Source organism: Curtobacterium aurantiacum (assembly GCF_018598555.1).
Lineage (GTDB): Bacteria > Actinomycetota > Actinomycetes > Actinomycetales > Microbacteriaceae > Curtobacterium > Curtobacterium aurantiacum.
Map to the genome: position 1 here is coordinate 20,746 of NZ_JAHEWN010000001.1, position 23,389 is coordinate 44,134.

Sequence of the window (23,389 nt, forward strand, 5' to 3'; positions counted from 1 at the left end):
GCGCGGGCGGCGAACCCGGTGGATGGTGGGTGTGGGCGACGAGCCCCCGGCTGTCCAGGCGGCGCCCCGCGGCCCTGAACGAGAGGACCGACCACCGTGACCACCGTGAACGACGCGAGCACCGCCTCCAGTCCGGCGACACCGGCGACGCCGCTGACCGAGCGCATCGACGCGCTCCTCGGCCAGCTGACCACCGACGAGAAGGTGCAGCTGCTCACCGGGCGTGACTTCTGGACCACCTGGCCGATCGAGAAGATCGGGCTGCGCCGGATCCTGATGTCGGACGGTCCGTCCGGAGTGCGCGGCGAGGTGTGGGACGAGCGTGACCCGTCACTGAACCTGCCGTCTGCGACGGCGCTGAGTGCGTCGTGGGACCGGGCGATCGCGAAGCGGTACGGCGCGGCCGCGGCTGTCGAGGCCCGCCGCAAGGGCGTCGACGTCGTGCTCGGCCCGACCATCAACCTGCACCGGTCCCCGCTCGGTGGCCGGCACTTCGAGGCGTTCAGCGAGGACCCGGTGCTCACCGGTGACCTGGCGGCGTCGTACGTCGACGGCGTGCAGGAGAACGGTGTCGCCGCGACCCCGAAGCACTACATCGCGAACGACTACGAGACCGACCGCTTCACGGCGTCGACCGAGGTGTCCGACCGTGCCCTGCGTGAGCTGTACCTGCTCGCGTTCGAGAAGGCCGTCACTGAAGCGCACGCCTGGGCGGTCATGTCGTCGTACAACGCGATCAACGGCGTGACGGCGTCGGAGAACGACCTGCTCGAGACCCCGCTCAACTCGGAGTGGGGCTTCGACGGGATCGTCGTGTCCGACTGGACCGGCGTGCGGTCGGTGGACTCCGCGAAGGCGTCGCAGGACGTCGCGATGCCCGGGCCGAACCCGTGGTGGAGCGAGGGCCCGCTGCTCGCCGCCGTGCAGTCCGGCGAGGTGCCGATGGCGGCGATCGACCGAAAGGTCCGCCGGATCCTGACCCTGGCCGCACGCGTCGGCGCGCTCGAGGGCTTCGAGCCCGTCGCCGCGTCGCCCGTGCACGTCGAGGACGGCATCGCGTTCGTGCGCGAAGCCGAGGCCGAGGGCACCGTGCTGGTCCGCAACACCGGTGTCCTGCCGCTCGACGCCCCCGCCGTGTCGCGCATCGCGGTGATCGGCCACAACGCCGACCAGGCCCGCACGCAGGGCGGTGGCTCGGCCACGGTCGTGCCGTCGCAGGTCGTGTCGCCGCTGGACGGCATCCGCTCGGCGTTCCCCGGCGCGAGTGTGGACTACGCGATCGGCGCAGTCGTGCAGGAGGGGATCGCGGAGTTCCCGCTGTCCTCGATCACGAACCCGGGTACCGGGGAGGCCGGAGCCCGGGTTGCCTTCGTCAAGGACGGCGAGGAGCTGTTCGTCGAGGACCGCCGTGCGACGGCCCTGTTCTGGTTCGGCGGCGACGCCCCGACGCGCGAAGCGGCCCGGCTCGACATCACCACGACCTACACGGCCGAGTCGACCGGCACGGTCCGGTTCGGCATCGGTGCGGCCGGGCGGTCGCGGATGTGGATCGACGGCGAGCTGCTGCTCGACGAGGACGTGCCGTTCGAGGGCGACCAGCTCGGTGCAGCGTTCCTCAACCCGCCGGCGCGCTCGGTGCCGGTGTCGGTGACCGTGGGGCAGCAGGTCGCGATCCGCATCGAGTACGACATCGTGCAGGACGAGACGCTCGGCGGGGTGCTGGCCTACCAGTTCGGCACCGAGCCTTCGGACGACGACCCCGCCGTGCTGATCGAGGCCGCGGTGGACACTGCCCGTGGCGCGGACGTCGCGGTGGTCGTGGTCGGAACGAACTCCAAGGTCGAGTCCGAGGGCTACGACCGCTCGTCGCTCGCGCTGCCCGGCCGCCAGGACGACCTGGTGCGGGCGGTCGCGGCGGTGAACCCGAACACCGTCGTCGTCGTGAACGCCGGGTCGCCGGTCGAGATGCCGTGGCGGGACGACGTCGCCGCGGTGCTGCTCACGTGGTTCGGCGGACAGGAGTACGGCAATGCCCTGGCCGACGTGCTGACGGGAGCGCAGGAGCCCGGCGGCCGCCTGCCCACCACGTGGCCCGTCGCGATGGCCGACGTCCCGGTGCTCGACGTCACCCCGGTGGACGGCAAGGTCGCCTACGACGAGGGTGTCCACGTCGGCTACCGGGCCTGGCTGCGGGCCGGCACGGAGCCGGCGTACCCGTTCGGGCACGGCCTCGGCTACACCACGTGGTCGATCGAGGGCGTCTCCGCGACGCCGACCGTGCGCGAGGGCGACGCCGTCATCGTCACGGCGACGGTCGCGAACACGGGGGACCGTGCCGGCAAGCACGTCGTGCAGGTGTACGCCTCGCGTGGCGAGTCGACCGTCGACCGTCCGGTGCGCTGGCTCGTCGGGTTCGCGCCGGTCCGGCTCGGCGCGGGGGAGTCGACGGAGGTCTCGATCGAGGTCCCCGCACGCGCCTTCGCCCACTGGGACGGCTCGTGGCGGTACGAGCCGGGGACCTTCACGCTGCACGTCGGAGCCTCGGTCGACGACGTCGTCGGGACCGCGTCCCTCGAACTGGAGTGACGAAGTCGTCCGGTTTCCGCGCAGCTCGCAACTCCATTCAGTAACATCTATGTGCGCGAGTCGGCTGGTTACCGTCCGCGCACGCACCGACTACGGGGTCGCTGGGTGAGCGACTCGGTCTCCTGATCCGGCCGTTGTTGCCCTGGCCTCCCCGGTGCGTCCCAGAATGCGTCCCCGCGTCCGCGCGGGGACGCATTCGTCGTTCCGGCCCGGAACCGCATCGGTGAACCGGTTGACGCACTTCGTCCCGGATCGCAAAAACGAGTGACAGTTGGTCAACTTCTTCCGTCCCGAGTGCGCGGATCGGTGTGACAAACCGGTCGGTAGGTGGAACGATGGGTGCACCATCTCGTGCGGATCAGGGACGAGATGGTCATCCGGCAGGGCTCTCGGGCCTCACCAACTCGATCAGAGCCCCGCCGGATGCCCTCGACTCTCGGTGGCGGCTCGGCCGTGCAGCCCGCTCGCAGCGATCAGGCCCGCAGCGCCGGGGCGATCTCCTCGGCCACGATGCGCAGGATCCGCTCGTGTGCCGCACGGTCGCCGTTCGCCGGCAGGGTGATGACGAGCTCGTCCGTGGCGGTGACCGCCGGGTCGGCGAGCAGCGCGTCGACGATGGCGGCCGGTTCGCCGGACAGCACCTTGCTGAACCGGAACGGCGGCGTGCCCGAGAGTGGCCGGCCCTCGTCGTCCATGCCGGACGCGTAGCCGGTCAGGAACTCCTCGTGCACGGCTCGGTCGTGGTCGTCGAGCAGCGGCACCACGATCCGTCCGACGGCGACCTTGGACTCACGCTGCGGGTGCAGCTCGGCGAACCGCTCGCGGTAGGCGGTGATCTGATCGGCCTGCGCCTCGGCGAACGGCGCGCCGGTGTCCTCGGTGTTCAGGGTCGAGCAGTGCAGCAGCAGCCCCTTCTCGGCGGTGCGGACCGCCGTGCCCATGCTCCCGCCGCCCCACCACACCCGGTCACGGAGGCCCGGGCTGAGCGGCTGCAGGGTCAGGTCGGCCCCGGCGGGGATGCTCTCGTAGCCCTTGCCGGCACTGCCGAGGGGCTCGCCCTGCAGGACCTCGAGCAGCCGTGCGGCGCGGGCCTCGGCCTCGTCGCGGAAGCTGCGGTCGACCGTGCCGAACACCGGGTCGAGGATCGGGCCGTACCCGGCGATGCCCGTGCTGATGCCGAGTTGCACCCGGCCGCCGCTGAGCAGGTCGACGGTGCTGGCGTCCTCGGCCAGGCGCACCGGGTCCTCGTAGCGCATGCCGAGCACGGCGGTGCCGAACGCGATGGTGCTGGTGCGCTGCGCGGCGGCCGCGAAGAACGTCATCGGGCTCGTCAGGTACGGCTCGAAGTGCCGACCGCGCACCCAACCCGTCCCGTAGCCGAGCGACTCGGCGGTCTCGAACAGGCGTAGCCCGTCCTCGAGGGCGCCGGCGGCGCCCTCGGTGCCGCCGTGGTTCGGGACGAAGGAGAGGAAGCCGAGTTCGCGCATGCCGCGAGTTTATGCGCACGTATCGAAATGCGCCCGAGTCGGCGGCGGGGCGGACGGGAGGCACGTGGCGGCCTGGCACCGAGCCTCCAGTCCGTCATGGCCGCACCTGGGAGGATGGGCGCATGACCGACGTCACCACCGTGCCCCCGCTCGTCGCCGCGATCCCGGCGGCGGTGGACGGCGTCGTCGATCCCGACGAGGTCTACGAGGCCTTCGCGGCCTGGGCCGCCGAGGGCGGCCGGCCGCTGTACCCGGCGCAGGACGAAGCGGTCATCGAGCTCGTGTCCGGCGCGAACGTCGTGCTGAGCACGCCGACCGGCACCGGGAAGTCGCTCGTCGCGGCCGGAGCGCACTTCGCGGCGCTCGCCGAGGGCAAGCGGAGCTACTACACGGCACCGATCAAGGCGCTGGTGTCCGAGAAGTTCTTCCAGCTCGTCGAACTGTTCGGTGCGCAGAACGTCGGCATGGTCACCGGCGACTCGAGCGTCAACGCCGATGCGCCGATCGTCTGCTGCACTGCGGAGATCCTGGCGAACCTGGCCCTGCGGCAGGGACCGGACGCCGACGTCGACGTCGTCGTCATGGACGAGTTCCACTTCTACGGCGACCCCGACCGCGGCTGGGCATGGCAGGTGCCGCTGCTCGTGCTCGAGCGTGCGCAGTTCCTGCTGATGTCGGCGACCCTCGGCGACGTCACCACCATCGCCGACGACCTGTCCCGCCGGACCGGTCGGCCCACCGCCCGCGTGACCGGTGTCTCCCGACCCGTGCCGCTCGAGTACCAGTACGTGATGACGCCGGTGCAGGAGACGGTGGAGCGGCTCCTCGAAGAGGGCAAGGCGCCCATCTACATCGTGCACTTCGCCCAGGCCGCCGCGCTCGAGCGGGCGCAGTCGCTGATGTCGGCGAAGGTCGCCTCGCGCGAACGCCGGGACCAGATCGCGGACGCCATCGCCGGCTTCCGGTTCAGCGCCGGGTTCGGACAGACCCTGTCGCGCCTGATCCGCGCGGGCATCGGCGTGCACCACGCCGGCATGCTGCCGAAGTACCGACGGCTCGTCGAGCAGCTCGCCCAGCGCGGACTGCTGCCCGTCATCTGCGGCACCGACACCCTCGGCGTCGGGATCAACGTGCCGATCCGGTCCGTGCTGTTCACCGGGCTCACCAAGTTCGACGGCACGAAGATGCGCCAGCTGTCGGCCCGCGAGTTCCACCAGATCGCCGGCCGTGCCGGACGCGCCGGCTACGACACCGAGGGTGACGTCGTCGCCGAGGCGCCCGAGCACGACATCGAGAACGCGCGCGCCGTCGCGAAGGCGGGCGACGACCCGAAGAAGAAGAACAAGATCAAGCGGAAGAAGGCGCCGGAGGGCTTCGTGTCCTGGGGGCAGGCGTCGTTCGAACGGCTGATCGCAGCCGAACCCGAGCCGATGGTCTCCCGCATGCGGATCACGCACGCGATGGTGCTGTCCGTCGTCGCCCGTGGTGGGGACGCCTTCGCGGACGTCCGATCCCTGGTGTTCGACAACCACGAACCGCGCTCCCGGCAGCTCGCGATGGCCCGACGGGCGCTCGTCATCGCACGCACCCTCATCAACGCGCGCGTGATCGAGAAGGTCGACGGCACCTACCGTCTGACCGTCGACATCGCGCCGAACTTCGCGCTGAACCAGCCGCTGTCGCCGTTCGCGCTCGCCGCGTTCGAGTTGCTGGACCCTTCTTCTCCCACCTATGCGCTGGACATGGTGTCGGTCGTCGAGTCCACGCTCGACGACCCGCGGGCGATCCTGTCGCAGCAGCAGTTCAAGGAGCGCGGCGAAGAGGTCGCACGCATGAAGCGGGAGGGGATCGAGTACGAGGAGCGGATGGAGCTGCTCGAGGAGGTCACCTGGCCTCGCCCGCTGTCCGAGCTGTTGGAGGCGGCGTACGAGGCCTACGCCGCCGAACAGCCGTGGGTGCTCGACTTCCAGCTGTCACCGAAGTCCGTCGTCCGCGACATGTACGAGCGGGCGATGACCTTCGGCGACTTCGTGCGCTTCTACCAGCTCACCCGCTCCGAGGGGCTCGTGCTGCGCTACCTGTCCGACGCGTACCGCACCATGCGGCAGACCATCGCGGAGGAACAGCGGACCCAGGAACTCGACGACCTCATCGAGTGGCTGGGCGAGGTCGTCCGGCAGACCGACTCCTCACTCGTCGACGAGTGGGAGGCGTTGCTCAACGGCGACGTGCTGCTCGCGTCCGAGGAGCACGAGGAGATCGCGCCGCCGCAGCCCGCACGGCTCACCGGCAACCCGCGGGCGTTCCGCGTGCTCGTGCGCAACGCCCTGTTCCAGCGGGTGCTGCTCGCCGCGGCCGACGACATCGACGGGCTCGGAGAGCTCGACGCGACCGTCGGCTTCGACCGGTCGGCGTGGGACAACGTGCTCGAGGAGTACTACGAGGAGCACGACAGCATCGGTACCGACGCCGACGCCCGCTCGATGCAGTACCTGGTGCTCGACGAGAGCGGGGCCACCGCATCACCCAGGGTCTGGAAGGCACGGCAGATCTTCGCCGACCCCGAGGGGGACAAGGACTTCGGGTTCTCGGCGACGATCGACCTCGACGCCTCGGACGAGGTGGGCGAGGCCGTCGTGCGGCTCACCGAGATCGGGCGGTTCGACGGGTGGGCCGAGGTGGACGTCGACTGATCGGCGCGGGGCGTCGGCCGGGGCCCGGGCCGCTCCGGCGCGGGGGTCGTCGGACGTGTACCGTCTCCGACACCACCCCCACCCGAGAGGACTGCGTCATGCGCATCGGATCCAGCATCGCCCTGATCGTCATCGGCGCGATCGTCGCCTTCGCGCTGAACATCCAGCTCGCCGGCATCGACCTCCGCCTGATCGGCTACATCCTGATGGCAGCCGGTGTCGTGCTGCTCATCATCAGCCTCGCCGTGGCCTTCGGCGGCCGCCGCACCACGACCACCACGCGCTCGGGCGTCGACCCGGCGTCGGGGGAGCAGATCACGCAGCAGGACCGGCGCGACGGGACGTACTGACCCGTCAGGACCGTCAGAAGAGGGTCGCGGGCGGGGTCGCCTCGGGCAGTGCCGAGGGCTCCGTGACCTCGACGCCCGGCCACCCTGGGCCGTGCGGCACGTCGGTGCCGTTCTGGTACGCGGTGGCAGCGCCCCGGGCACGCACGTCGGCGGCCTCGTTCATCTCGTGACCGACATGCCCGCGGACCCACTCGAACGTGACCTTGCGGCCCTGCAGTTCCGCGTCGAGCTCCTTGATGATCTCGACGTTCAGGACGGGCTTGCCGTCGGCCTTCCGCCAGCCCTTGCGCTTCCAGCCGGCGAGCCACTCGGTGCACGCCTTGATGGCGTACTGGCTGTCGCACAGGATGTGCAGCGGCTCGTCGGTGTCCTTCGTGGCGCGGAGCAGCTGCAGCACGGCGGTGAGTTCGCCGATGTTGTTCGTCGCTCGGGGCCAGCCGCCGGCTGCCCACCGGTCGTCGTCGACGTACCAGGCCCAGCCGGCGGGGCCGGGGTTGCCGAGGGCTGAGCCGTCTGCGGCGGCGACGATCGTCACGATGGGACCTCCTGGTGGTGCCGAGTGCTGGTCAACCGTAACGGACCCGACCGGCCGCTCGCCTCAGCGGCGCCTCGTCTCAACGCCGAGCGGGGTCGATGTTGAGCGTGCTGCCCTCGAGCAACCAGTCGTCGTCGCGTTGCTCCATGTACGGGTTCATCCACTGCACCTGCGCCGGCGTGATGCCGAACCGCTCCGCGACCGTCGAGAGCTCGTCGCCGTGCGCGACCAGGTAGTTCGCCGGTCGGCCGTCGACGTCCGTGACGATGCCGTAGGCGCCCGGTCGGTCCTTGCCGACCGTGACGTGCATGTCGGGATAGGGGTTCGGGATCTTCCACGTGAGGTCGGCGGCGGCGAGCACCGACCCAGCCCACGGGCGCTCGGACGTGTCCTCGTCGGCCACCGTCGCCGGCACGAGGACGACACTGCGCAGGTAGTCGGGGCGTGGACCCGCCTGACCCATCGTGAACGAGGTCGGAGGAGCAACCGCGGCGTCCCACTCGACTGTTTCGCGCACCGAGCCGTCCTCGCCGTCGAGCGGCTTCGCGGGCCGGTGCCGGAACTCCAGACGCATGGGCTGCGGATTGGTCGTCCGGTACTCGGACAGCTGCGCGTCGAAGGTCCCGCGGTCGTTCGCCACGACGCGGACGTGGATGCTCGTGTCACCGCTCGGCGAGACGACGTCGGTCTCGGCCGCCACGGTGCCGGTGGGCAGCGCCTGCTCGGGCTCGGTCTCGACCGGATCGGTCGCGAGCGTCGGTTCCGGCACGGGTTCATCCGTGCGCTCGGACGCCTGTCGGGTCGGCGTCGGGATCGCGTCGTCCCCGCCGAACGCCGTGCACCCGGCGAGCAGCAGCCCCACCAGCGCCGAGCCGATCGCCGCGGTCGTCGCGGTCCGTGTTCGTCCCATCGTTCCCCCTCGCGGTGATCGTAGCGGGGGCGAGGGGCCGGATCGAGCACCGTGACCGGACTGGGACTCGGGCGGCAGGACTACCGTCCGGCGCAGGAGGAAACACCATGAGCGACAGCATCCCCAACGCCCCCGGCCCCGAGCCGTCCGACGACCGCGCACGCAACGACGCACTCCGCGATGCCGCCCACAGCGATGACGTCGACGGGGTCAGCGACCGCGAGCAGCGGGCAGCCGACACGTCGTACAGCCCGTCGAGCGAGCGCGAGATGGACGCGTCCCAGACGAAGCAGCGCGACGACGCCGACCTGCGTGAGGACGGCATCGACCCGTCCAAGGTCATCTCGGCGCCGGGGACGGGCGGCGCGGACGACGCCGGCGACGTCGAACCCGAACCGGGCGACCTGCACCTGCCGTGGCAGTCCGAGGAGGACCGCCGGGGCTAGCAACCCGCTACGACACCGAGTCCGGGTGGGAACCGGTCCGCTGCCCGGACTCGAGCGTCGCGATCGCCGCGAGCTCGTCGTCGGTCAGCACGAAGCCGGCGACGTCGAGGTTCGACCGGATCCGCGACGGCGTGACCGACTTCGGCAGCACCACGACGCCCTGTTGCACGTTCCAGCGCACGAGCACCTGCGCCACGCTCACCCCGTGTGCGTCCGCAATGCCCGTCAGCACCGGCTCGTCGATCAGCCGCCCACGGCCGAGCGGCGACCACGCCCCGGTAACGATGTCGTGCTGCTCGTGGAATGCGAGGAGTTCACGCTGCGGCAGCCACGGGTGGCGTTCGACCTGGTTGAGCGCCGGCACCTCGCCGGTCTGGTCGATGAGTCGCTGCAGGTGCGGCACCTGGAAGTTCGAGACGCCGATGCTCCGCGCCCGGCCCGACTCGCGGAGTTCGACCAGCGCGCGCCAGGTCTCGACGTAGCGGTCGTTCGCGGCGGCCGGCCAGTGGATCAGGTACAGGTCGACTGCGTCGAGTCCCAGCCGCTCGAGGCTGCCGTCGAACGCCCGCAGGGTCGCGTCGCGCCCCTGGTGGTCGTTCCACACCTTCGTCGTCACGAAGACGTCGTCACGGTCCAGGCCGGAGGCCCGGATCGCCTTGCCGACGCCGGTCTCGTTGCCGTACATCTCGGCCGTGTCGACGTGCCGGTAGCCGGCGTCGAGCGCGAGACCGACCGCCGTCTCGGCTTCGGCATCGTCGACCTTGTAGACGCCGAAGCCGATCGCGGGGATCGAGCGGCCGTCGCGGAGGGGGACTGAGGTGACCATGCACCCATCCTGCCGGTGCGTGGCGGGCGCGCGCCGGGCCTCCAGGCCATCTGTGGAGAACGCGACCCGTGCGCCGGGCGCACGTTCCTTCCCACACCGGCTGCGATGGAAAGTGGAAACGGGCGTACCTGGTCAGAACTTCCGACCAGGTACGCCCGATTCGACCAGGTACGCCCGAAACCGCACGCTCAGGTCGGCAGGGTCACCGGCTCGGTGTCGGGGATCGGGCTGGCGTCACGGCCGCGCAGGTCGGGCAGCCAGCTCCGCATCGCCAAGGGGAGCAGTACGCCCATCCCGGCCATCACGGCGCCCACGGTGAAGCCGCCGATCGGGCCGCTGCTGTCGATCAGGAAGCCGGCGATGGCCGAACCGCCCGCGGCACCGATCAGCTGGCCGGTGCCCATCCAGCCGTAGGCCTCGGCCGTGTCGGAGAACTTGACGGTGGCCGACACCGACCCGAACATGACCGCGAGGGCCGGCGCGATGCCCACACCCGCGATGACCAGGGCGAGGCAGAGCCACCAGAAGCCGGTGCCGCCGAGGGCCAGGGTCAGGCCGACGAAGACGACCGCCATGCGCGTCCACAGGGTGTTGCGCGAGATCGGGAGGTGCCCGAACGCCAGGCCGCCGACGAGCGAACCGACCGCGAACACCGCGAGGACGATGCCGGCGTTCGGGCTGCCCTCGCCGAAGACGCTCGTGACGCTCGCCTCGACCGCGGCGCACGCCCCGATGAGGAGCAGACCGGTCAGGGTGGCGACGACGACCGCCGGACGCTTCAGCACGACACCGAACGCGCGCTTCGAGCGGGGGATGCGGACGCGGCCGAGCTCCGGGGAGGCGATGAACCACGCGCCGCCGACGACCAGGAAGACCATCGCCACGACGATCGCCTCGACCGTGCCGATCTGGGTGGCGACGAAGGTGGTGATGACCGGGCCGGCGACCCAGATGAGCTCCTGCGCGCTGGCGTCGAGCGAGAACAGGGGTGTGAGCTGCGCCGAGGTCACCATCTTCGGGTAGATGGTGCGCACCGCGGGCTGCACGGGCGGGACCGCCAGGCCACCGAGGAACCCGACCACCACGTAGCCCCAGAGCGGCATGACCACGAACGCGATCACCACCATGCTGATCAGCGCGACGATGCTCGTCAGGATGAGGACGGGGCGCATGCCCCAGCTGCCCATCCACCGGCTCGTCAGGGGGCCGGCCAGTGCCTGCCCGACACTCGTCGTCGCGAGCACCAGACCGGCGGCGCCGTACGAGTCGAACACGTGCTCGACGTGCAGGAGGTAGGCCAGCGACAGCATGCCGAACGGGAACCGCGCGGTGAGCTGTGCGGCGATGACACGACCCACGCCGGGGGTCTTCAGGAGGGGGCCGTACGTACTCACGAGACGAGTGTACGGACCGGACGGAACGGGGTGTCCCCCGTCCTGGGGAGGGGTCGGTTGCGACACGCCGAGCGAGCGATTTCCACAGTTGTGGAGGAGCGGGTCCACAGCGCGTGGAGAGTGTCGGTGGCACGTGTGAGAGTGGCGGAAAACCGGGCCTCGAGGAATGTCCACACTGTGGACGGGGTTGTGGAGAACTACAGGGGTGTAACACTTCCTCTAGTGGTCCAACCGTCCGCTGGGCACAACATGTAGTAGCGTCGTCCTCAGCACCGCACACGAACTTCGGGCCTCGAATCGGGCCCAGAAACCGGGGAGAACATGGCCGTCACCGTCTACACCAAGCCGTCCTGCGTCCAGTGCACCGCGACGTACCGCGCCCTCGACAACAAGGGCATCGAGTACGAAGTGCACGACGTCTCCACCGATGAGGCAGCACTCGAGCACGTCAAGAGCCTGGGCTACATGCAGGCCCCCGTCGTCGTCACGGACGACGACCACTGGTCGGGCTTCCGCCCCGACAAGATCGCGACCCTCAGCGCCGAACTGGCGTAGTCGTCTCCCGTCCTGCGGACGGTCACCCCGGTCCCGTTCAGGAGGCCGGACGATCGCCCGCAGGACACCCCCGGTCCGCCTGTTCCGCACCTTCTCCACAGGAGCGCACCATGAGCCGATTGGTCTACTTCTCGAGCGTGTCCGGGTACACCGCACGCTTCGTCGAGAAGCTCGGCCGCGACGCGGACCGGATCCCCCTCTACCCGAGCGAACCGTTCCTGCACGTCGACGAGCCCTACGTCCTGGTCCTGCCCACCTACGGTGGCGGCAACGGCGAGGGTGCAGTCCCCAAGCAGGTCATCAAGTTCCTCAACGACGCCCACAACCGCTCGCTCATCCGCGGCGTGGTGGTGGGTGGCAACACGAACTTCGGCGAGGCGTACGGCCTCGCAGGGGACGTCGTCGCACGGAAGTGCAACGTCCCCCTTCTGTACAGGTTTGAACTCTTCGGGACCCCTGACGACGTGTCGGCGGTCAACTCAGGATTGGATGCATTTTGGACGCAGCAGTTGCAGACGTCGATCTGACGTCGCCGCAGACGGGGATGGACTACCACTCCCTCAACGCGATGCTCAACCTCTACGACGCGGACGGGAACATCCAGTTCGACAAGGATCGTGAGGCCGCCAAGCAGTTCTTCCTGCAGCACGTCAACCAGAACACCGTCTTCTTCCACAACCTGAAGGAGCGGCTCGACTACCTGGTCGAGAACGAGTACTACGAAAAAGCCACGATCGACATGTACTCGCTGGACTTCATCCAGCGACTCAACGACCTGGCGTACTCGAAGAAGTTCCGGTTCCAGACGTTCCTCGGCGCGTTCAAGTACTACACGAGCTACACGCTCAAGACGTTCGACGGCAAGCGCTACCTCGAGCGTTTCGAGGACCGCGTCGTCATGACCGCTCTCGGCCTGGCCCAGGGCAACGAGCAGCTCGCCATCGACCTGGTCGAAGAGATCGTCGCCGGCCGCTTCCAGCCCGCGACCCCCACGTTCCTCAACACGGCGAAGGCACAGCGCGGCGAGCTCGTCTCCTGCTTCCTGCTCCGCATCGAGGACAACATGGAGTCGATCTCGCGCGGCATCAACTCCTCGCTGCAGCTCTCGAAGCGCGGCGGCGGCGTGGCCCTGCTCCTCTCCAACATCCGCGAGGCCGGCGCCCCGATCAAGCAGATCGAGAACCAGTCCTCGGGCATCATCCCCGTGATGAAGCTGCTGGAAGACTCCTTCTCCTACGCGAACCAGCTCGGTGCGCGTCAGGGTGCCGGTGCGGTCTACCTCAGCGCCCACCACCCGGACATCATGAAGTTCCTCGACACCAAGCGCGAGAACGCCGACGAGAAGATCCGCATCAAGACGCTGTCCCTCGGCGTCGTCGTGCCGGACATCACGTTCGAGCTCGCGAAGAACAACGAGGACATGTACCTGTTCTCGCCGTACGACGTCGAGAAGGTCTACGGCGTCCCCTTCGGCGACGTCCCGATCTCCGAGAACTACCGCGCGATGGTCGACGACTCGCGCATCAAGAAGACGAAGATCAAGGCGCGTGACTTCTTCACGACCATCGCCGAGATCCAGTTCGAGTCGGGCTACCCGTACATCGTGTTCGAGGACACGGTGAACAAGGCCAACCCGATCAAGGGTCGGATCAACATGTCCAACCTGTGCTCGGAGATCCTGCAGGTCAACACCCCGACGACCTTCAACGAGGACCTGTCCTACAAGGAGATCGGCAAGGACATCTCCTGCAACCTCGGCTCGCTGAACATCGCGCTGACGATGGACTCGCCCGACTTCGGCAAGACCATCGAGACCGCCATCCGCGGCCTGACCTCGGTCTCGCAGATGTCGCACATCACCTCGGTGCGTTCCGTCGAGGACGGCAACGACAAGTCGCACGCCATCGGCCTCGGCCAGATGAACCTGCACGGCTACCTCGCTCGTGAGCGCGTCTACTACGGCTCCGAAGAGGGCATCGACTTCACGAACATCTACTTCTACACGGTGCTGTTCCACGCCCTGCGTGCGTCGAACAAGATCGCGATCGAGACCGGCGAGACCTTCGACGGCTTCCGCGACTCGAAGTACGCGTCGGGTGAGTTCTTCGACAAGTACACCGACCAGACGTGGACCCCCGCGACCGCTCGCGTTGCCTCGCTCTTCGACAACGCGAACATCACGATCCCGACGCAGGACGACTGGAAGGCGCTGAAGGCGTCCGTCCAGGAGCACGGCATCTACAACCAGAACCTGCAGGCCGTCCCGCCGACCGGTTCGATCTCGTACATCAACCACTCGACGTCGTCGATCCACCCGATTGCGTCGAAGATCGAGATCCGCAAGGAAGGCAAGCTCGGCCGCGTCTACTACCCGGCGCCGTTCATGACGAACGACAACCTGGACTACTACCAGGACGCGTACGAGATCGGTGCCGAGAAGATCATCGACACGTACGCCGCGGCGACGCAGCACGTGGACCAGGGCCTGTCCCTGACGCTGTTCTTCAAGGACACCGCCACCACGCGTGACATCAACAAGGCGCAGATCTACGCATGGCGCAAGGGCATCAAGACGATCTACTACATCCGTCTCCGCCAGCTCGCGCTGGAGGGCACCGAGGTCGAGGGCTGCGTCAGCTGCATGCTGTGACCTCCGGTCGCTGACGCGACCATCCCCGGGCTGGAGGCGCGGTGCCACCCCGCACCGCGCCTCCCGTCCGCTTCTTCGTTCCCATCCACGATCTCCGGAAGACGCAATGACTCTCACCGACCCGGTCCACGCCACGGGCAAGGCCATCCCGCTGATCCGTTCGGTCAGCGCCATCAACTGGAACCGCATCCAGGACGACAAGGACGTCGAGGTCTGGAACCGGCTGGTCAACAACTTCTGGCTCCCCGAGAAGGTGCCGCTGTCGAACGACGTGCAGTCGTGGAACACGCTGACGCCGGAGGAACAGCAGCTCACCATGCGGGTCTTCACCGGCCTGACGCTGCTCGACACCATCCAGGGCACCGTCGGCGCGATCAGCCTCATCCCCGACGCGATCACCCCGCACGAAGAAGCCGTCTACACGAACATCGCGTTCATGGAGTCGGTGCACGCGAAGAGCTACTCGTCGATCTTCTCGACGCTGGCCTCGACGCCCGAGATCGACGACGCCTTCCGCTGGTCCACCGAGAACGTGAACCTGCAGAAGAAGGCCCAGATCGTCCTCGACTACTACACCGGTGACGACCCCCTGAAGCGCAAGGTCGCCTCGACGCTGCTCGAGTCCTTCCTGTTCTACTCCGGCTTCTACCTGCCGATGTACTGGTCCTCGCGTGCCAAGCTCACCAACACCGCTGACCTGATCCGCCTGATCATCCGTGACGAAGCCGTCCACGGGTACTACATCGGGTACAAGTTCCAGAAGGGCCTCGAGGGCGCTTCGGAAGAGCGCAAGCAGGAGATCAAGGACTACACGTTCAACCTGCTGTTCGAGCTCTACGAGAACGAGGTGCAGTACACGCAGGACCTCTACGACGGTGTCGGCCTGACCGAGGACGTCAAGAAGTTCCTGCACTACAACGCCAACAAGGCGCTGATGAACCTGGGCTACGAGCCGATGTTCCCCAAGGAGACGACGGACGTGAACCCGGCGATCCTGTCGGCGCTGTCGCCGAACGCGGACGAGAACCACGACTTCTTCTCGGGGTCGGGGTCGTCGTACGTCATCGGCAAGGCGGAGAAGACCGAGGATGAGGACTGGGACTTCTGATCCTGGTGTGACTTTGGGGCGCCCCGCTGGCTTCGGTGATGCGCGCAGGACTGGCGTGGCCGGATCTTGCGACGGTGGCGCGGTTGCAAATGTCTCTGCGGGTAACTCTGGTTCCGGGGTCGGCGACTGGGCGTGGGGCCGCCAGTAGCAAGTAGTCAGTACTTCATGAGCCGCTTTCCTCCTGGTTCGGGGGCGGCTGAGCCGGACGGATCCAACGCGCCGGCACCACCAGGTGTCGATGTCTCCAGGGTCTGCCGACGTCAAGGCTGCCACTCGTTCCCCAGTGTGGAATGTGTTGACAGATCGACTTGATTGCTTCGAATCATTCGCCACGCTTGCGGCGAACTTGGGTCGAAGGCTGTTTGGGGAACCGGCACACTGATATCCCGGTGCGAGCGAGTGCGCCACAAATGGGGAAGGACAAACGAATGACGGATGTGTCGCAGGAAGCAGAGCCGAACGACAGCGAGAACGAGTCAGAAGCCGATAGCGGTTCAGTGGCGGGAGCTGAAGCTATTGATGCTGTGCAGGAGAGCACCGCTGCGCTGACGACAGCGGTAACTGCAACGACGGTCCCGAACCTGCAGCAGGTCTCGATCACACAGACGATGCGGTCTATCCAGTCAGCCATCCTTGCCATGCAGCCCTACGCAGCGCAGGCAGCGGTGTGGCGTGAGCAGATGGTTGAGCAGCTCGCACCGGCGTTGCAGATCATCCGAGACGCCGCCCCCGCAGCGCAGGCCATCGCGCAGATGAACCGTTCGGCTGCGCAGGCGATCGCTCCGGCGTTGGAGAGCGTGCGACAGTTCGACCTGAACTACGGCGAGGAGCTGCAGCGCACGATCCGGCTCATGCAGCCGGCCATCTCCGCGTACGCGGTGCAGCAGCAGACTCTTCGGCAGCTCCGGTTTGACAGCATCGTGAAGCCCTCGCTGGATGTCGCGGTTGCCGGGTACCAGGGCCGGAGCGCAACACGCCTCGATGGTCTCGGCACCATGTACGCACCGGTCGCGAAGTCACCGAGCCTGCTGCAGGCGACCGAGAACCTCGCGGACGCATTGGCGACAACAGGCCCGCTGGGCGTGGACTACGCCCGTGTCCGGGCAGCTGCTGATGACTTCAAGGCGGCATACGACGCCGCACCCGAGCCGGTCCGCAGCGAACTCGAGGCGAGCCTCCCGGCCGCGCAGGATCAGCTCGGTGTCTCAGATGAGCTGGTAGATCGGACCCTCAGCTTCGCTGGCTTGCGCAGCTACCTCGAGCTGTGGGCCGGCGCCGCGCGGACACCGTTGGCGGTCGGCGCCGGAGTCGCAGCCGGCGCCGGCTGGGTACTGACCACCCTTGGCTCACCGGGCGAGGGCATTCTCGTCGGCGTCGACACGTTCCGCTCCGTCCGGACATACCTCAGCCACTTCGATCGCGACGACGAACCCGAGTAGGTGGGCACACCAGCGTCACGCCAGAAGTGGCGCTGAGAGCTGCCGCAGCGAAGGCGCAAGCCGCCTGAGCCCACCGACCCCCTGGTAGGCGGAGCACCCCGGCTTTGCGACACTGCTGCGCCGACGCTTCGAAGCCTCAGCGTTTCTCAGAAGAATCGAGAGCACCGCCGGCCGCGAGCCGTGCGCTGTCCCGCGGGTTCATCAACAGCACGGTGCCGGGCTTTGGCACAAACTTCGCCGACCCGGGTCTGAAGCCATCGAAAGTAGATGGATCCGCTGCGTCCCACTGCTCACTGATGGGCACACGGATATCCAGAGCGATTCGGCGCTTCGCCCACTCTGTCTCGATAACTGCGCCCACGCCGTTCACGACGAGGCCTGTTGACCGGACGCACTCTCGCATCGTCACCATTGCATCTTCTTCAAGGAGCATCGCTGCAGGCGAATCCGCTGATCGCACGGACTGCAGGTTGCTCATCTGCGGGTGGCGTTGCAGATTCCGATAGACGGTCAAGCCTGTCTTCTTGTCGCCCTCGAAGAAGACGTAACTTGCTGACTGTTCGCGATGTACGGCGGTGTTCCGAGCATCAAGCATCCAACGCAGCCAGCCGGGAGGCCCGGCGGACATGTATGAGCCGCGGATCCCGCGCAGAATCTGATGCTGCAGCTCGGCCACACGCTCCGGCGCCGACCGCATCGCCCTCTTCAGGCTCTGACTCCGACCTTCGGTCGGGAAGTCTGCATCGTCAGAGGTAGGCAAGAGCGCCGGCATCTGAGCCCGCCGAACGTTCATCTTCAACCCACTGACGGCGACGCAGACGGCAGCGGTGCAGTCAAGTGCAGCACCTAGCGCGGTGAAGAGCGCTTGCTGATGAGCGTTGAGCCGCGCGCCGAGCTCGTCGATGTGAGGTCCTCGCGGGATAGAGCCGGTGCGCGGGAGCGAGAGGATGAGAGCGTTGTCGAGCTTGTATCGTGCCTCGCGGTACGAAGCGAGCTGCACGAGCGCGCTATACAAGTTCGACCGCACACTCCGAGCAGCGCCGAGAACGTAGTCGCGGAGATCCGCACCATCTGAATCGTGTGGGGCGTGACGCCAGATGATTGCGTGCAAATCGCTGGCGAGCATGGACTCCATCTGTTCGGAGGCGTCGATGCCGGGTTGGATGAGCGCTGTTTCGAGCACAGGTGACCTCTCGTCGTGTTGAAGCTCCGCCACGCATCCGCCTAAACACCCACCTAGGGCCGCCTTCGACGGGCTGTCCTGACTGTGGTGGGCCGGCGAGCCGGCCAGTGCTTGTCGAACCCAGAGGGTTCGTTGTATGCCCGGGAAGCCTTCGGTGATTGCACGGACGAGGTTCCGGGCTGCAAGCTGTCGTGACCGCTGCACGCGAGCGCCTTCGAGCGTTCCCGTGAGCTAAAGCGACTACCTCGGCGAAACGGGGTTGTTCGGAACTTCTTGGAGCGTCGCCGGTTTGAGCCCGCACTCCGCAGCCCCGATCACCTCTGACCCGCAACAGTCGCTGTGGTTCTACTCTTCGGGTGCCCTGTCCTCGAACTCGTTTGCTGCGGCGTCTGCGCTCATGGGTGAACCCAGTTTGAACTGTCCAGCACGCACGATCGCCAGCACCGGTGCGGGAACCCCCATACGGGCGGCGGCAGTCTGTATCGAGGCCCGCAGATACGGGTAGACCGTGAAGAAGGCAACCCTTTCGGCGAATTCGGTTCGCAGCTCTTGGCTGACTTCGAGTCGCTCCGGTGTTTCGTACTGTGCTTGAAGATCGGCAATGAACTCGTTGCCTTGGCGGTCGTCGAAGGTCATCCGGAACCGAAAGCCGATTCCGAGTCCGTCGGCGCGGTCCGCAACGTTCATCACGTTCCGCACTCGAGGGACCTCGTCACCTTCGGTCTTCGTCTCGTCGATGCGGCGGCTTCGTTCCTCCCAGAGAAAGACGTCCTCCAGCTCAACCAGTTCGACCAGCTCATGGATGTCCCCGACGACTCGGCTGGACGCCAACTGGTCGTCACCGTCGACGCGGTCGTCACGCTGCAATGGCGAAGTCCGTTCGCTTGGAGTTGGCCAATGCTGTGTACGAGCCGGTCTGCGCGGTGAATCTCGCACCACTGGTGAGCTCGATCTCAACGGCGTCGCGCCCTGGCTCGTAGGTGGCGTCAACGTCGCGGACGGAGTGCTCGATCAGCAGGCCGAGGGCATGTGCGTAGCGGCGGACGGTCTGCATCTTTGGCTCGGTCATCCCGCTCTCGAACTCGGAAACCGTTGCTTGGCTGATGTGCAGCATCCGTCCGAGTTCGGCCTGCGAGAGGCCGAGCTCAATCCGCTTGGCACGGATCTGGGCGATCAGTTGAAGGTCGGCGTCTGCGAGCTGCCGGGCAAGACGCTCGGACGGCGTCTCCTCTGCCTCGAACCCCAGCCCGTCGTCGAACTCGATGGTCATAGGCCGCAGCCTATATGGCACTGCTGTGAACCCGCCAGTAGTTACGGGAGCGAGGCTCCGCCCCACTTGCCACCGCGTCCCTCGAAGTAACGCTTGCGGGCGTGCTGCAGCTCCTCGTCTTGGCGGCTACGGACCTGCTTCGGGTCTGAGACGTCCTTGAGATGCATATGCAGCCCTACCACGGTGGAGCCCCCTACCCGAGTTAGGTCGACGGGCTCGACGTGGTAGACGCGTACCAGCACCTCGTCGATACCCTCGCCGCGGTACACCTGTGTTCGAACCTCGAAGAGGTCGATGCCGGTCACGGTCTCCATCGGGCCCTTCACGTGGTGAATCGGCAGAAGTTTGCCTTGCACCAGTCGCTTCATGCGGGCCGCGACCTCACCCATGACGCGGTCCCGGTCCTCGCCCTCGAGTCCAGCCTCAGTGAGCAGTTGTCGGAGCGCCTGCGCCACGTTTTGGCCGGCAACGGTTCGGTGTTCTTGCGTGCCATCGGAGGCGTACCAATGATGGCGGATTGGAGCGCAGTCCTCCTTGGTGCACACGGACGCAGAACCATCGCTTCGCACCTCGCCGTCGGTCACAGCCTGAGTCTATGGTCAGCGGGCGACAGCGCCCGGAGGCCACCGGTCGGATTTCATCCCACCACCAACAAGTGACCCGCCCGTCCCACCTCGCCGCGGACCGTCATGAGGGCACCAGGTCAACGACCCATCCGCGGTGTTCGATGACGATACCGACGGCTTGATCAACGCAGGCCTCCGCCAGCGCAAGTAGTTCGACGACGGTGGGCTCTCGGGCGGGTAGCACCCTGCTGCCGACGTTTCAGTAACGGATCGACTATCGGGCGCTCAACCCAGTGCGCTCGAACGCTCGACGCCGCTGCACAAGCTCCGCAACGTACGCGGCTCTGTTCGGCGACGAGTGAGCGAATTCGCGGTGCTGCACGATAGTTCTCTCTGCAGATGTCACTGACGTCAGATTGAATCGGTCCGCGGTGAGTGAGGTCGGGCGGCCCTCATAGGCAAGCAGTAAGCCGAGGGTTGGAGATAGTGGCACGCTAAGACGTCTAGCGACGCCTACGCCTGCGCGGGCGTGCTGGCCCTGTGACCACTCCCATGTGCCTGGCTCAGCAAAGCGGTGCCCGAAGCCGGAGACGAGTCGGTCCCCAAGTACGAGCGACCGCTCAGGAAAGCGCTGGAGTGACCACTCGTAACCACAGAACGCCTCCTTGTACTGCTGCCACCGCTCGGCGTTGTTCAGGTCGATGCTGAACCAGTCATCATCGAGGAGGGCAGGAAGGGATGCGGCCCACACCATGTAGTCCTGCTCCTCTTCCGGCGTCAGCGACCCGAGCTCAGCTTCAGTCTGCGTCCGAGCATTGTTCATGACGCTGGGCTGCCTCAGCATGTGAAGGGTGAGAAATTGCGTCATCACGTCGCGGTCCAACGAAGTCACGACGGCACTCTGGTCGGCCTCCCACCGGCGAATCACCCGAGAGGCGTCGGACTCAACTCGGCTGTGCGCCTGTTCGAAGAAGTCGGGCTCTACCGGTAGCCCGGTGATGCGGTGTGCGTTGTTGCGATGGAAAACATCCCTTGGGTTCGCGCGCCGCGGTGGCAGCTCCTCGACGACGTCGACGACGTGAACCTGTCCCTGCGCGTCGGCGAACTGACGCAGCACCATCTGCGAAATCCAATGGTGGCGCTTGCTGCCTGGCATAAGCCGACCCTACATCTCGCCCCGACGACACATGCTCATTTCCGGTATTCAACTGAATGACTGATGACCGATGGCTAGTCGAACGGCCTCCGCTCAGGAAGGAGCGCAATGTTGCACTTATCCAAGCCGCTCAAGAGTATGCTCTGGTCGGCGGGCCACCGCGGCGGGCCACCGCGGCGGGCCACCGCGGCGGGCTGGCCTAAGACAGGTTGAAGGACGGCCTAGGGGCGAGTCGAGATGCTTCCGCATCTGGTGAACCCAAGCGCAACCAGGAAGGAGCATCCACGGACAGCAAGTGCTCTTCGACGCCGACGAGTCCCTCTTGCGCAACCTCATCGAGAGCGGCCTCAACCTCGGACACCTTGACAGAGCCATACTGCTCGAGTTTCTGCTGGATTCGCTGCGCGGCCGGATCGGGCTTAGCCCAGTAGGCGGCCATGCGGTCGTGGTGGCCAAGCGTGGTTATGGCCTCGGCGACGGCGGCAAAACCGTTCTTGTAGAGGCCCCAGAAACCGGTCGGATCTGCCAAAGTGACGACTATAAGTTTGTCTCCTGCAACTGTCTCCTGCCTCGAGACCCCTGAGGGCAGGTCGCGGTGCTCGGGGACTATCGCTAGTCGGAGGCCCGGCCCTCCCGTCAAGGCTTCCTTATTGCTCTTGATCGTCACGGCGAGGTGACGATGACGACCCTCATCGCTGACAAAAAGGTCTGTCTGCCACACCTTCTTGAGCCGTGCACCTAGATCTGCTTCGGCTGCCTCGCCCCGTGCCGCCTCACGAATCCACCGCGCGAACTTAGGCGGGTGCCCACGTCCGTCGGCAAGGAGGACTGCTTCGTCAGCCGCGGTCTCGACGACCGCGTCCAGGAATCCGTTGTACTTCGCCCGTTCTTGGCCGAAGAGCAACGAGGTCGGCTTGTCGAGAGTCTTGAAGGCGCGAGACGAAGCCTGCATGGCTTCCGCCAGGGGGTCAATGACTCGCTTTTCACCGCCAGCGATCGCCTCGTGAACAGCCCACTCGAAACCGTCCCCAGCCATGCCCTTGTCACGATGCAGTCGAGACACGGCCGCAAGCTGATCCATCGTGAGGTCCTCTTTCGTGGACTGCACTACGTTGAGCGACCTCTGTGGAACTTGATCGACCATTGCCCGAAGCACCGATCGAACGATGGCGTGGAGTGCGCGGCCGGGCTCATCCACAGGCGCGAGCTGTGTCACGAACGAGACTCTGTTCTGAGCCTTTTCTTCCTTCGTTGCCATGCAATTCCCCCTCATGTGCTTCAGTCTGCGATGAGACTAGGGGAAATGGCGGGTCAGTGTCGACGACGAGCCGCCCGTCTCGCGTAGCAGTCCTGCAACGAGTTCAGCCCAATCCGACCGGTGCTTCCCTAGAGCAAGCCTGAAGTACGGACATTGGCCGACGCGGCGGCAGTCTCACATGGCTGGTCCGCAGCTCGTCTCGGTGATGGGATGCCGTACGCGGACACGTCTCGGGCGTCGGTGTTCGCTCCTACGCTTCGTCCTGTGGGCCGTCGTCGTTCTGATCGTTGGGTGCCGTCTCAGCTGTTCTCGCTCGAGGTGGAGGCGCGTGGGGCGGAGGTGCGTGAGCTTGACAAGCCGCTGCCGGTCTACTCGTGGTTCCGGTTTCCGGACCGGTTGATTCATCGGGATGACGCGGTTGCGCGGAGCATGACGCGGGACCCCGTCCGGGTGGAGGCGGGGCGCGGCGAATCCAAGGTTACGGCGTGGGTTTGGCGCAGCGGAGTGCACCAGAGGTCAGCGCCGCTGCCGCCCTCTCCGGGAACACACGGTGGGAGCTAGCTGTCCGGGAACGAACAGTGAGAGCTAGCTGTCCGGGATTGGGACGCGGAGATGCCTATTCGGTGCCAGGTCGCGTTCGCGTGGAGTGAGCGAACCACGGGAGTGGCGCGCAGCAGAACAGCTTAGGAAAAAGCGGAATAAGGGCGACGGGGGACAACCCACTCCGGAGTAGCGGAGACTCCCGTGTCAGGCCAAACGAGATCGAACGAATCAGCTGCCTGCAACGCGACCAGTCCAGTCCTCTTCTGCCGGGCTTGCGCCTCACGTCCACTTGAGCCGCATCGCGTCCTGCATCTTCTCCCAACGGCCAACGCTCTCCCAGTGTTCGACGCGTAGCTCGACAGCGCCAGCCTGGCTCGAGGATCCTTTTCCTGTCCTCGATGGGTGAAGCGCGGGACACCCCCTTCCGACGCGCC

General features: G+C 66.9%; 20 protein-coding genes. 9 read left to right on the top strand and 11 right to left on the bottom strand.

What is annotated here, in order from left to right; all coding sequences use genetic code 11:
* Positions 1 to 96: 96 nt before the first annotated feature.
* Complete coding sequence (locus KK087_RS00120) at positions 97 to 2,586, top strand: glycoside hydrolase family 3 protein (protein ID WP_214563794.1); 2,490 nt, start codon at positions 97 to 99, stop codon at positions 2,584 to 2,586.
* A 473-nt stretch (positions 2,587 to 3,059) separates the two neighbouring features.
* Here the strand turns inward: KK087_RS00120 and KK087_RS00125 are convergent, their stop codons facing one another.
* Positions 3,060 to 4,073, bottom strand: a complete 1,014-nt coding sequence (locus tag KK087_RS00125; protein ID WP_214563795.1) for an LLM class flavin-dependent oxidoreductase — start codon at positions 4,071 to 4,073, stop codon at positions 3,060 to 3,062.
* A 122-nt stretch (positions 4,074 to 4,195) separates the two neighbouring features.
* Here KK087_RS00125 and KK087_RS00130 point away from each other — a divergent pair, with 122 nt between their 5' ends.
* Positions 4,196 to 6,766 (top strand): DEAD/DEAH box helicase, encoded by a 2,571-nt coding sequence (locus KK087_RS00130; protein ID WP_214563796.1) that lies wholly within the window; start codon positions 4,196 to 4,198, stop codon positions 6,764 to 6,766.
* 98 nt (positions 6,767 to 6,864) lie between these two features.
* Positions 6,865 to 7,116, top strand: coding sequence for a DUF6458 family protein (locus KK087_RS00135; protein WP_111232838.1), 252 nt, complete (start codon positions 6,865 to 6,867; stop codon positions 7,114 to 7,116).
* Positions 7,117 to 7,129: 13 nt separating this feature from the next.
* Here the strand turns inward: KK087_RS00135 and KK087_RS00140 are convergent, their stop codons facing one another.
* Positions 7,130 to 7,651 (bottom strand): ribonuclease H family protein, encoded by a 522-nt coding sequence (locus tag KK087_RS00140; RefSeq protein WP_214529897.1) that lies wholly within the window; start codon positions 7,649 to 7,651, stop codon positions 7,130 to 7,132.
* 79 nt (positions 7,652 to 7,730) lie between these two features.
* Complete coding sequence (locus tag KK087_RS00145; RefSeq protein ID WP_214563797.1) at positions 7,731 to 8,561, bottom strand: LysM peptidoglycan-binding domain-containing protein; 831 nt, start codon at positions 8,559 to 8,561, stop codon at positions 7,731 to 7,733.
* A gap of 107 nt (positions 8,562 to 8,668) precedes the next feature.
* On the opposite strand from KK087_RS00145, the gene KK087_RS00150 reads away from it, so the two are divergent.
* Positions 8,669 to 9,007, top strand: a complete 339-nt coding sequence (locus KK087_RS00150) for a hypothetical protein (RefSeq protein WP_214529899.1) — start codon at positions 8,669 to 8,671, stop codon at positions 9,005 to 9,007.
* Positions 9,008 to 9,014: 7 nt separating this feature from the next.
* On the opposite strand, the gene KK087_RS00155 is transcribed toward KK087_RS00150, so the two are convergent.
* Positions 9,015 to 9,833: an aldo/keto reductase gene (locus KK087_RS00155; protein ID WP_214563798.1), complete on the bottom strand. Its 819-nt coding sequence runs from the start codon at positions 9,831 to 9,833 to the stop codon at positions 9,015 to 9,017.
* A gap of 188 nt (positions 9,834 to 10,021) precedes the next feature.
* Positions 10,022 to 11,227, bottom strand: a complete 1,206-nt coding sequence (locus tag KK087_RS00160; protein ID WP_214529901.1) for an MFS transporter — start codon at positions 11,225 to 11,227, stop codon at positions 10,022 to 10,024.
* Positions 11,228 to 11,548: 321 nt separating this feature from the next.
* Here KK087_RS00160 and nrdH point away from each other — a divergent pair, with 321 nt between their 5' ends.
* The 5 genes from nrdH (at position 11,549) to KK087_RS00185 (ending at position 16,979) form a co-directional block, all read left to right on the top strand.
* Positions 11,549 to 11,782 (top strand): glutaredoxin-like protein NrdH, encoded by a 234-nt coding sequence (nrdH, locus tag KK087_RS00165; protein WP_017886897.1) that lies wholly within the window; start codon positions 11,549 to 11,551, stop codon positions 11,780 to 11,782.
* Between the two features lie 110 nt (positions 11,783 to 11,892).
* The gene (gene nrdI / locus KK087_RS00170; RefSeq protein WP_071263051.1) at positions 11,893 to 12,309 is read left to right on the top strand and encodes a class Ib ribonucleoside-diphosphate reductase assembly flavoprotein NrdI; all 417 of its coding nucleotides are present in this window, start codon (positions 11,893 to 11,895) and stop codon (positions 12,307 to 12,309) included.
* 17 nt (positions 12,310 to 12,326) lie between these two features.
* Positions 12,327 to 14,432: a class 1b ribonucleoside-diphosphate reductase subunit alpha gene (gene nrdE, locus KK087_RS00175; protein ID WP_110864196.1), complete on the top strand. Its 2,106-nt coding sequence runs from the start codon at positions 12,327 to 12,329 to the stop codon at positions 14,430 to 14,432.
* A 106-nt stretch (positions 14,433 to 14,538) separates the two neighbouring features.
* Positions 14,539 to 15,540, top strand: coding sequence for a class 1b ribonucleoside-diphosphate reductase subunit beta (nrdF, locus tag KK087_RS00180; protein ID WP_250893074.1), 1,002 nt, complete (start codon positions 14,539 to 14,541; stop codon positions 15,538 to 15,540).
* A gap of 428 nt (positions 15,541 to 15,968) precedes the next feature.
* Complete coding sequence (locus tag KK087_RS00185; protein ID WP_214563799.1) at positions 15,969 to 16,979, top strand: hypothetical protein; 1,011 nt, start codon at positions 15,969 to 15,971, stop codon at positions 16,977 to 16,979.
* Between the two features lie 136 nt (positions 16,980 to 17,115).
* Here the strand turns inward: KK087_RS00185 and KK087_RS00190 are convergent, their stop codons facing one another.
* From KK087_RS00190 to KK087_RS00215, 6 genes are all read right to left on the bottom strand, one after another.
* Positions 17,116 to 18,162: a hypothetical protein gene (locus KK087_RS00190; RefSeq protein WP_214563800.1), complete on the bottom strand. Its 1,047-nt coding sequence runs from the start codon at positions 18,160 to 18,162 to the stop codon at positions 17,116 to 17,118.
* A 345-nt stretch (positions 18,163 to 18,507) separates the two neighbouring features.
* Positions 18,508 to 19,029, bottom strand: coding sequence for a hypothetical protein (locus KK087_RS00195; protein ID WP_214563801.1), 522 nt, complete (start codon positions 19,027 to 19,029; stop codon positions 18,508 to 18,510).
* The gene (locus KK087_RS00200) at positions 19,019 to 19,432 is read right to left on the bottom strand and encodes a type II toxin-antitoxin system RelB family anti-toxin (RefSeq protein ID WP_056069870.1); all 414 of its coding nucleotides are present in this window, start codon (positions 19,430 to 19,432) and stop codon (positions 19,019 to 19,021) included. The genes KK087_RS00195 and KK087_RS00200 overlap by 11 nt, the downstream gene beginning before the upstream one ends.
* Positions 19,433 to 19,473: 41 nt before the next feature.
* Positions 19,474 to 20,016, bottom strand: coding sequence for a hypothetical protein (locus tag KK087_RS00205; RefSeq protein WP_214563802.1), 543 nt, complete (start codon positions 20,014 to 20,016; stop codon positions 19,474 to 19,476).
* A gap of 256 nt (positions 20,017 to 20,272) precedes the next feature.
* Positions 20,273 to 21,154, bottom strand: a complete 882-nt coding sequence (locus KK087_RS00210) for a DUF4238 domain-containing protein (protein ID WP_214563803.1) — start codon at positions 21,152 to 21,154, stop codon at positions 20,273 to 20,275.
* A 199-nt stretch (positions 21,155 to 21,353) separates the two neighbouring features.
* Positions 21,354 to 22,412, bottom strand: coding sequence for a hypothetical protein (locus KK087_RS00215; RefSeq protein WP_139166428.1), 1,059 nt, complete (start codon positions 22,410 to 22,412; stop codon positions 21,354 to 21,356).
* Between the last annotated feature and the right edge of the window lie 977 nt (positions 22,413 to 23,389).

What these genes read in the sequence shown, in the direction of transcription:
- nrdH (WP_017886897.1), top strand. Translation starts at nt 11,549, where the DNA reads ATGGCCGTCACCGTCTACACCAAGCCGTCCTGCGTCCAGTGCACCGCG.
- KK087_RS00210 (WP_214563803.1), bottom strand. Translation starts at nt 21,154, where the DNA reads ATGCCAGGCAGCAAGCGCCACCATTGGATTTCGCAGATGGTGCTGCGT.
- nrdE (WP_110864196.1), top strand. Translation starts at nt 12,327, where the DNA reads ATGGACTACCACTCCCTCAACGCGATGCTCAACCTCTACGACGCGGAC.
- KK087_RS00135 (WP_111232838.1), top strand. Translation starts at nt 6,865, where the DNA reads ATGCGCATCGGATCCAGCATCGCCCTGATCGTCATCGGCGCGATCGTC.
- nrdI (WP_071263051.1), top strand. Translation starts at nt 11,893, where the DNA reads ATGAGCCGATTGGTCTACTTCTCGAGCGTGTCCGGGTACACCGCACGC.
- KK087_RS00150 (WP_214529899.1), top strand. Translation starts at nt 8,669, where the DNA reads ATGAGCGACAGCATCCCCAACGCCCCCGGCCCCGAGCCGTCCGACGAC.
- KK087_RS00200 (WP_056069870.1), bottom strand. Translation starts at nt 19,432, where the DNA reads ATGACCATCGAGTTCGACGACGGGCTGGGGTTCGAGGCAGAGGAGACG.
- KK087_RS00125 (WP_214563795.1), bottom strand. Translation starts at nt 4,073, where the DNA reads ATGCGCGAACTCGGCTTCCTCTCCTTCGTCCCGAACCACGGCGGCACC.
- KK087_RS00155 (WP_214563798.1), bottom strand. Translation starts at nt 9,833, where the DNA reads ATGGTCACCTCAGTCCCCCTCCGCGACGGCCGCTCGATCCCCGCGATC.
- KK087_RS00215 (WP_139166428.1), bottom strand. Translation starts at nt 22,412, where the DNA reads ATGGCAACGAAGGAAGAAAAGGCTCAGAACAGAGTCTCGTTCGTGACA.
- KK087_RS00185 (WP_214563799.1), top strand. Translation starts at nt 15,969, where the DNA reads ATGACGGATGTGTCGCAGGAAGCAGAGCCGAACGACAGCGAGAACGAG.
- KK087_RS00145 (WP_214563797.1), bottom strand. Translation starts at nt 8,561, where the DNA reads ATGGGACGAACACGGACCGCGACGACCGCGGCGATCGGCTCGGCGCTG.
- KK087_RS00130 (WP_214563796.1), top strand. Translation starts at nt 4,196, where the DNA reads ATGACCGACGTCACCACCGTGCCCCCGCTCGTCGCCGCGATCCCGGCG.
- nrdF (WP_250893074.1), top strand. Translation starts at nt 14,539, where the DNA reads ATGACTCTCACCGACCCGGTCCACGCCACGGGCAAGGCCATCCCGCTG.